At 64.6% G+C, this 8009-nt stretch carries 9 protein-coding genes; 3 read left to right on the top strand and 6 right to left on the bottom strand.

Going from position 1 to position 8009, the window contains the following annotated elements; translation table 11 throughout:
- Nucleotides 1–104: 104 nt before the first annotated feature.
- Nucleotides 105–413, bottom strand: coding sequence for a hypothetical protein (locus WFI16_RS26685; protein ID WP_419900892.1), 309 nt, complete (start codon nt 411–413; stop codon nt 105–107).
- An 85-nt stretch (nt 414–498) separates the two neighbouring features.
- Here WFI16_RS26685 and tnpA (WFI16_RS26680) point away from each other — a divergent pair, with 85 nt between their 5' ends.
- Genes tnpA (WFI16_RS26680) through tnpC (WFI16_RS26670) form a run of 3 tightly spaced genes read left to right on the top strand, consistent with a single transcriptional unit; the run spans nt 499 to nt 2847 of the window.
- Nucleotides 499–885 carry an IS66-like element accessory protein TnpA gene (gene tnpA, locus WFI16_RS26680; RefSeq protein ID WP_419900891.1) on the top strand — a complete coding sequence of 129 codons (387 nt, stop codon included), beginning with the start codon at nt 499–501 and terminating at the stop codon, nt 883–885.
- Nucleotides 882–1238: an IS66 family insertion sequence element accessory protein TnpB gene (gene tnpB, locus WFI16_RS26675; RefSeq protein WP_419900890.1), complete on the top strand. Its 357-nt coding sequence runs from the start codon at nt 882–884 to the stop codon at nt 1236–1238. Before tnpA (WFI16_RS26680) ends, tnpB (WFI16_RS26675) begins: the two co-directional genes overlap by 4 nt.
- A gap of 13 nt (nt 1239–1251) precedes the next feature.
- Nucleotides 1252–2847, top strand: coding sequence for an IS66 family transposase (tnpC, locus tag WFI16_RS26670; RefSeq protein ID WP_419900889.1), 1596 nt, complete (start codon nt 1252–1254; stop codon nt 2845–2847).
- Here the strand turns inward: tnpC (WFI16_RS26670) and tnpC (WFI16_RS26665) are convergent.
- The 5 genes from tnpC (WFI16_RS26665) to WFI16_RS26645 all read right to left on the bottom strand — a co-directional run bounded on the left by tnpC (WFI16_RS26665) (nt 2777) and on the right by WFI16_RS26645 (nt 7938).
- Nucleotides 2777–4381: an IS66 family transposase gene (gene tnpC, locus WFI16_RS26665; RefSeq protein WP_419900888.1), complete on the bottom strand. Its 1605-nt coding sequence runs from the start codon at nt 4379–4381 to the stop codon at nt 2777–2779. The genes tnpC (WFI16_RS26670) and tnpC (WFI16_RS26665) overlap by 71 nt on opposite strands.
- Before the next feature lie 55 nt (nt 4382–4436).
- Nucleotides 4437–4784, bottom strand: coding sequence for an IS66 family insertion sequence element accessory protein TnpB (tnpB, locus tag WFI16_RS26660; protein WP_419900887.1), 348 nt, complete (start codon nt 4782–4784; stop codon nt 4437–4439).
- Nucleotides 4784–5245 (bottom strand): IS66-like element accessory protein TnpA, encoded by a 462-nt coding sequence (gene tnpA / locus WFI16_RS26655; RefSeq protein WP_419900886.1) that lies wholly within the window; start codon nt 5243–5245, stop codon nt 4784–4786. The genes tnpB (WFI16_RS26660) and tnpA (WFI16_RS26655) overlap by 1 nt, the downstream gene beginning before the upstream one ends.
- Nucleotides 5246–5747: 502 nt before the next feature.
- A complete protein-coding gene (locus tag WFI16_RS26650) occupies nt 5748–7310 on the bottom strand; it encodes an ATP-binding protein (RefSeq protein WP_419900885.1) in 1563 nt (520 codons plus the stop codon).
- Between the two features lie 16 nt (nt 7311–7326).
- Nucleotides 7327–7938: a PAS domain-containing protein gene (locus tag WFI16_RS26645; RefSeq protein ID WP_419900884.1), complete on the bottom strand. Its 612-nt coding sequence runs from the start codon at nt 7936–7938 to the stop codon at nt 7327–7329.
- Nucleotides 7939–8009: the final 71 nt, after the last annotated feature.

The following is an 8009-nucleotide window of genomic DNA, read 5'->3' as shown; positions in this document are numbered from 1 at the left end:
CGCTCTGGGATGCCATCCGTGACGCCCTCCCGCAGTTCTCACCGCAGGAGTGTGCCAGCTACTTCACCGCCGCAGGATATGAACCAGAATGATCGGATTATGCTCTAGCCTCCATCCTGCTGCGTCGCCCGGATGCGGACTTTGCCAGCCGCTTCGCTATGGCCGCCAAGGAAACGCAGCGCCACCTCGCTCTGCCGCTCCTCTATGTCGCGGCCTTCTACCTGGACGGCGCCGACCACCAGCGCCTGCCTTTCCTCGCCAACACTGCGGCGCAGGCTGGCTGCAGCGCCGTGCTCTTGGCCTGGAACGACGTGCGGTACCACACCCGGCAGCGGCAGCCGGTGGCCGACTTGGTCACGGCCAACCGGCTCGCGGTGACCGTCGATTCCTTGGGGCCAAATGCCGAGCCTCACGTAAGCGTTGCCTTGGCGCCACTTTTCCCAAGCGTACCGATGCCGTGCTGCCTCGCCTACAGGTGGGGAGCTTCGAGCCGACATTGTGGTCGACGTTAGTGATGACGGGAATGGCTGCGGATATCGCCGGTTCGACGTACTGCGGGCCCCGGGGCGACGCCGCCGGTGGTCGGAGGAAGCTAAGGCGCGGATCGTCGCGGAGACGCTCGCAGCCGACGCCGTCATCGCTGAGGTGGCGCGCCGCTGGCAGGTCTGCTTCCAACAGGTGTTCACCTGGCGGCGGGAGATGCGGCACAACGCGCCGCCCTCGTTCGTGCCGCTCGTGGCGGAGCTTAACGTGACGTCACGCAAGTCCACCCCATCGCCCTGCATCGAGATCCAGGTAGCCGGGGCGCTCGTGCGGGTGTTGCCGGATACGGAACCGGCCTTGTTGGTGATCGTGCTGCGCGCCCTGCGGACTTCGGCGGCGTGATCACGCTGCCCACGGGCGCGAGCGTGCTGCTGGCCAGCCAGCCGGTGGACTTCCGCAAAGGCGCGCATGCCCTGGCGGCCTTGGCGGCGGAGGTGCTGAGCGCCGATCCATTCTCGGGAGTGGTGCTGGTGTTCCGAGCCAAGCGTGCCGACCGGATCAAGATCGTGCTCTGGGACGGCAGCGGACTGGTCTTGATCGCCAAGCAGTTGGAGGGTGGGGCATTCCGCTGGCCGCCGGTTGTTGACGGCGCGGTGCGGCTGACGCCGGTGGAGTTCGCCGCGCTGTTCGACGGCATCGACTGGACGCGGGTGCAGAGCACGAAACGGATTCCCACGCCGAGCGTGCCTGCGTAGACTCCCGGGCAGGATGGGCGCCGCGGACACCATGCCGAGCCTGCCGGAGGATCCCGCCGCGCTGCGTGCGCTGCTGCTGGCGACGCTGGAGCAGCGCGATGCCGCCATGGCCGAGCGCGACGCGCTGGCAGCCAGGAACGAGCAGCTGCACCACCTGCTGATGAAGCTGAAGCGGCGGCAGTTCGGGCAGAAGTCGGAGCGGCTGCCCGACGATCAACTGCTGTTCGCGTTCGAGGAGATCGAGGCCACGCTGGGGGCCAGCGAGGCCGAGGCAGGCCAGCGCTCGAAGGGCCTGAAAGAACAACACGCGAAGCGGCGCCGCGGCAACCGGGGACAGCTCCCCGCGCACTTGCCGCGCATCGAGCAGGTGGTGCTGCCCGAGCGGGAGACCTGTCCCTGCTGCGATGGCCTGCTGGTGGAGATCGGCGCAGACAGCGCCGAACGGCTTGATGTGCTGCCAGCCCGGTTCCGGGTGCTGGTGACCCGGCGGCCCAAGCTGGCCTGCCGCGCCTGTCCCGGCGTGGTGCTGCAGGCGCCCGCTCCAGAGCGGCTGGTACCCGGCGGGCTGCCGACCGAGGCGACCGTCGCCCAGGTGCTGGTGGCCCGCTATGCCGACCACCTGCCGCTGTACCGCCAAGCGCAGATGCTGGCACGGCAGGGGCTGACGCTGGGTCGGGAGGTGCTGGCCGACTGGCTGGGGACCGCCGCCCAGGAGATCCGACCGGTGGTGCGCCGCCTGCGCGAGATCCTGCTCGCCTCGCCGCGGCTGTTTGCCGACGAGACCACCCTGCCGGTGCTCGATCCAGGGCGCGGCAAGGTGAAGAAGGGATACGCCTGGGCCTCGGCGCGCGACGGGCGGCCCTGGGGTGGCACAAATCGCCCGGCCGTGATGTTCCGGTACGCGCCCGGCCGCGGGCAGGAACACGCCAGGGCGCTGCTGGCGGGCTACCGCGGCATTGTCCAGTGCGATGGCTACGCCGCCTACAAGGCGCTGGCCGGAGATGTGCCGCTGGCGTTCTGCTGGGCGCATGTGCGGCGTGGGTTCTTTGACTTGGCCAAGGGCGGCGCGGCGCCGATTGCCACCGAGGTCCTGCAACGCATCGCTGCCCTCTACGCCGTCGAGGCGGGGATCCGCGGCCGTCCTATCGAGGAACGCCTGCCGGTGCGCCAGGCCTGCAGTCAGCCGCTGGTGGCGGAGCTGTTGACCTGGCTCGACGCCCAGCTCGGGCGCCTGTCGCGGAGCAGCCCGAGAGCGGAGGCGATCCGCTACACGCTGAACCACCGGAAGGGACTGGAGCGGTTCCTCGACGACGGCCGCATGGAGGTCGACAACAAAACCGTGGAACGCGCCATCCGCCCCATCTTCCTCAGCCGCAAGAACGCGTTGGTCGCCAGCGGCGACGATAGTGGCGCCCGCTGGGCCGCCGTCGCCTCCCTGGTGGAAACCTGCAAGCTGAACTGCGTGGATCCGCAGCGCTATTCCACTGACTTGCTAACCCGGCTCGTCAGCGGCTGGCCCAACAGCCGCATCGACGAGCTTATGATAAGCGTAAGCCCGACCCCACCGGCTGCGGATCTGGCTGGAAATTCCAGGGGAGGAGGTCGGTGACGCGGCTGATGGTGAGGCCCCTGGCGAGGCGATCGAGGACGGTGCGGATATAGGCGTCCGGGTCGAGACCGTTGAGCTTGGCGGTCTCGTCGACGGTGTCGATGATGGCGGCGCGCTCGCCGCCGGTATCAGAGCCGAGGAACAGGTAGTTCTTCCGGGTCACGGCGATGCCGCGCAGCAGGCGCTCGGCGAGATTGTTGTCGATCGAGAGGCGCCCGTCGTCGAGGTAGCGCGTCAGGGCGTCCCAGCGGACGAGGGCGTAGTGCAGGGCCTTGGCAAGGGCTGGCTTGGCGGAAAGGCGGCGCCGTTCGGCTTCCATCGCGGACCGCAGTTCCTCCAGCAGCGGTCGGGCGCGGGCTGCCCTCGCAGCATGGCGCGCACCGGCAGTCTGGCCATTGATCGCCTGCTCGACGTCATAGAGCGCCTTGATGCGGGCCAGGAGGCGCTCGGCCGCCGGTGCCTTCGTCGCCTCCCAAACCTCGTATAACTTGCGCCGGGCATGCGCCCAGCAGGCGGCGTGGATGATCCGCTGGCCGCCGCGGGTCAGGGCGCCATATCCGGCATAGGCGTCAGCCTGCAGCCAGCCGGAGAACCCTGCCAGGTGCCTAGCCGGTCGCTCGCCCTTGCGGTCGGGCGAGTATCGGTAGAACGCGACCGGCGGGCCCGTCCCACCCCAGGGCCTGGGGTCGGATGCATAGACCCAGAACCGCCCTTCGCGCGTCCGCCCACGTCCCGGGGCGAGCACCCGGACCGGGGTGTCGTCGGTCCAGATCACAGGCTGGGCCAGGGCCTGCCGACCGATCGCCTCGGCCAGCGGGCGCAGCCACCAGGCGCCGCGCCCGACCCAATCCGCCAAGGTCTGGCGCTCGATGGCCACGCCTTCGCGGGCCAGGATGCCCGACAGCCGGTAGGGCGGCAGCCCGTCGAGGTACTTCGACACCGGCACATGGGCGAGCAGTCCCGGACCAGGCCGTCCGCGCGCGACCGACAGATCCGGCGCAGGCGCCTGCAGCACCGCGGCGCAGGCCCGGCAGGCATAGCGCGGTCGCAGGTGGCGGATGACCTTCAGGCGGGTGGGGATCTTCCCCAGCACCTCGGTGACATCCTCGCCCAGACGAACCAGGCGCGCAGGATCGGTGCAGCCGCAGTGGCAGGCGAAGGCCGGTTCATGGATGACCGTCTCGCGCGGCAGATGATCGGGGAGCGGGCAGCGGCCCGCCGGGCGACGTTTCCCTGGATCGCCATCGCCGCGGGTCGCACGCTTCTGGTCGGCCACGAGCCGCGCTGCCGCAGCATCCTCCTCGGCGTCGCCGATCAGCATCTTGAGCTTGTCGATCCTGCCCCCCAGCTTCTCTGAGGAACGCCCGTAGCGCTCGCGCCGCAGAATGGCGATCTGTAGGCGCAACTTCTCGATTTCGAGCGACGCGTTCAGCAGCCGCCCCTCGCGCTCGGCAAGGGCAGCATCACGCTCGAGGATGACCGCCCGCAAGGCAGTGATCTCAGCATCTGCTGTCGCTTGCGGCGTGCTTCCCACCCGGCGACTCTACCGGGATCGCTGATCGCGACAACGAAAACTGCGATTCAGCCCGTCAGATCGTCGCCTGCGGGCGGGCGGTCCAGGCGGGCATCCTCCAGTCGATCCCCTCGATCGGCATTGAGAGCATCGCCGGTGTCATCGCCATCACACCGGCCGCCGCCTGCGGCCAGACAAACCGCCCCTTCTCGAGGCGCTTGGCATAGAGGCACAGTCCCCGGCTATCCCACAAAAGAAACTTGATCAGCACGCCCCAGCGCCCGCGAAAGCAGAACACCGCCCCGCAGAATGGATTCAGCGCCAGCACGCTTTGCCCCAGCGCCGCCAGCCCGTCAAATCCGCGGCGCATGTCTGTGGTTCCGCAGGCCAGGTAGACCTGCGTTCCAGACTGCGGCGCCAGCATCAGCGCTGCGCAAGCCCCGCCACGACCTCGCGCAGCAGCGCAGGCGACACCTCGTCGCGCAGCACCATCCGCGCGCCCGACGGAAAGGTCACCTCGATCGACGACGGTTCCGGGAATGTCGCAGTCGCGGCCAGCGCTGGGATCCGTTCCTCGGATGTTGTCGGGCAGGCTGCATCAGGCACCATCTGCACCACGGCGAACCCTGCCATCGCCGTGGACAGCAACTCCTTGCGCCAAGTGTAGAGCAGCCCGGCGCTGATCCCATGCCGCTCGGCAATCAGCTTCGCCACAGCACCAGGCTCCAGCGTCTCCCGCACGATGCGCGGCCGGTTTTCTGGCGTCCAATTCCGGCGACGCTCAGCTTTGACCCGAACCTCGACCGCGCCGCGGACGCGCGGACTCCTAAGAGGCTCAAAAGAGTTCCCCGCTGAAGCGTCAGGGATCGTGGATTGGTCGGTCATCTTGTCGACATCCAACGCCGAACCACTTCAACGTAAGGTAGGGGTCAGATGACGCTTACAGCTTATGCCCTGGCGCTGGCCAAAGCCGACGACCAACCGTCAAGCGCTGCTCCGTAGGGTCTCCAGACAGCGCTTGCTGCCCAGGGACGTCACCTGCCGCATGCATGTCCAAGATATCCTGGCGAGCAGACGCTGTCGGAATGCGCTAAATTTGGCATGGAGCCCACCGATACCAAGTCGAACGGTACGCTCGAGGTGTCCGAGGACATTCAGGATACTCGGCGCCAACCTGGGACCAGCAAGGCCTCCGTGAACCACTGCGATGCACCAATAACGCGAGGGGCGCGTTGTGTAGTGGCGACCGCCGAGCATCTTAGCGCTAAGGTATGAACGAGAGAAGGAAGTGTTGTCCTGGACTGTATTGTTGCAAAACGCTGAAAGGCAGGCGGCTATGGAGTGCGACAATCCAAGGTCACCAAAGACGTCACAGGACCAAATATGACTATGGCTTCACGTCCGCGGACGATTCCAGGAAGACAAGCCTGAAAACAGCTCCACTTTCTGTGTTCGCCACATGTATCTCACCACCGAAGCGTCTCATCGTTGAATGACATATTGGCAGTCCCAGGCCTGTCCCCTTCCCAATCTCTTTTGTAGTAAAGAAGGGTTCGAAAATACGATCCAGCGCGCTATCCGGGATCCCTCCCCCGTTATCTTCGATCTGCAGTTCGACTCTCGAGTCACTACTCATTGCACGGATAGCGATGCGGCCGCCTTGCACAGAACTTGATGAAATTGCATCGCGGGCATTCAGCAGGAGATTGACAATTGTCTGCTCCAAAGGCACCAGTTGGCCAAGAACATGCGGCAGGGCCTCTTCAATCTCCCGTTGAACGGTAATTGCGGCGTCGCGAAGGGCTCCTCCCGCCAAGATGAGGGCTCCCTCAACAGCCTGCACCAAGCTAATGGGCTGCGGCGGCTTTCCATCGTCGCTGCGACCAAATATTCGCAGGTGGTCTACAATCTCCCGTGCACGTTGGGCCTGAGAGCCAATTCGATCCAAGCGGACCAGGGCGTCGTCCGGGCGGCTTGCCCTTAGGGCACGAGTTGCATTTTCAGCTGCCATAGACATGACAGCGAGTGGTTGATTGAGCTCGTGAGCAAGACCGGTCGCCATCTCCCCGAGCGTCGCCAACCGACTTCCGAACTGAGCCTTGGCTTGGATTGCTTTTTCGGCTGAGACGTCGGCGAGATAGCCGATGATCGCTGCTGCGCCACACTCGGAGCGATCCGCTACCCGAGCGTGGTCCCTTACCCAGCAGAGTTCACCATCAGCGCGACGCATCTGATACTCGCGGGTCCCGAAACCCTCGCGGAGCACGCTAGCGTAGAAAGCTTCGTTCAACTCGGGAGACTGCCTGGCTGGCAGAGTGTGCCAATGGCGCCCGCCATCTTGGGTGAGTTGGGACGCTGTCCAGCCTAAAATTCGTTCGGCATTGTCTGAGACGTATAGGGGCTCGAACGTTCCTGCCGCGTTAAGTTGACCCTCGTAGACCATAGCAGGAAGGGCAGCTATCCGGCGAGCGAATGTTGTACGTGAAGTTTCGGCCAGTCGGAGCGTCTTAGATTCCAGTTCGGCGCCAGCGGTATTGATGATATGAGCAGTCTCTTGAAAAACCCCGGGCAATCCGCGAAGAAGTACTTTTCTATAGTGACGTCCCTCGGCGGCCGCTCCCATGGCGCCTCCCGCTTCCCGTAAAAATGCATCTGTAACATCCAATAACCGATTGGCAGCAACCTCAATGGCGCCGACGACGCCTGGGCCAGGCACACCAGTCATCCTGATTTCGAAATCACCGTCCGCAGTAGCCTCTAATAACGCTGCCAGGGCAGTCAGACGCCTTTGTGCCCTGATGCTCAAGGACGCGCTAATAGCACCTGCGACACAAGCGATGGCCAAGCTGGCTAATGTAAGTTGCCAAACCTGGTCGCTGAGAACTGATGTCGCCGCAACAGCAATGAATGCGGAGGATGCGATCGAAAAGAATATGCCGGGGAGATGCATTGTAACCCGCGCTTTTCTAGATAGCGAAGGCGAATTCATCGTGCCGCATCCGCCGTTTGCTGAGCAGCTCATTAAGCGCCTCGCTGCCAGCTGCCAAAGCCTGAGAAGGCGATGAATGACGGCGTTCCGCGGCTAAAATGTCGGCATATATGCTCGATATTGCACTTACCTGAGAAGTAGACGGACGCCGTCTGTTGGAGTGGAAGCCGACGATCGACCCATCTCTACCAAAGGACGCCGTTACGTGGGCGAAGACCCAGTAGTGATCACCGTTCTTAGCTAGATTCAGGATGTAGCCGAAAAACTCCTGACGATCTCGAATGGTGTCCCACATGAGCCGAAAGATTGCGCGCGGCATATCAGGGTGCCTGATGATGCTGTGCGGACGGCCGAGGGTTTCCTCGAGCTTCAGTGCAGAAACCCGCAGAAATACGGGGTTGGCGTACCTTATACGCCCCGCCGTATCGGTTTTTGTAACGATGATTTCATTGTCTGCGAAAGCGCTCTCGCGACCGGTCGGCCTGCTACGGCCGTGGGGTTGGTCGGATACCTGCACGTGACCGCTCCGCTTGCCGAGAATCATTCCGCGAAAAAAATTTCCGCGGGTCAAGCCAAATTTCTGCGTCATGCTGGCAGTCCGCTTTTATGAAGGATCATTGCCATTTACTGACAACCCCGACGGCAACCGAGCGCGCGCGG

Source organism: Roseomonas sp. USHLN139 (assembly GCF_037145735.1).
In the GTDB taxonomy this organism is placed as follows: Bacteria; Pseudomonadota; Alphaproteobacteria; order Acetobacterales; family Acetobacteraceae; genus Pseudoroseomonas.
This window is presented reverse-complemented; position numbering and strand designations above follow the sequence as displayed.

Coding starts and splice junctions, on each gene's coding strand:
- WFI16_RS26650 (WP_419900885.1), bottom strand. CDS start 7,310: ATGCATCTCCCCGGCATATTCTTTTCGATCGCATCCTCCGCATTCATT.
- tnpC (WP_419900889.1), top strand. CDS start 1,252: ATGGGCGCCGCGGACACCATGCCGAGCCTGCCGGAGGATCCCGCCGCG.
- WFI16_RS26645 (WP_419900884.1), bottom strand. CDS start 7,938: ATGACGCAGAAATTTGGCTTGACCCGCGGAAATTTTTTTCGCGGAATG.
- tnpB (WP_419900887.1), bottom strand. CDS start 4,784: ATGCTGGCGCCGCAGTCTGGAACGCAGGTCTACCTGGCCTGCGGAACC.
- tnpA (WP_419900886.1), bottom strand. CDS start 5,245: ATGACCGACCAATCCACGATCCCTGACGCTTCAGCGGGGAACTCTTTT.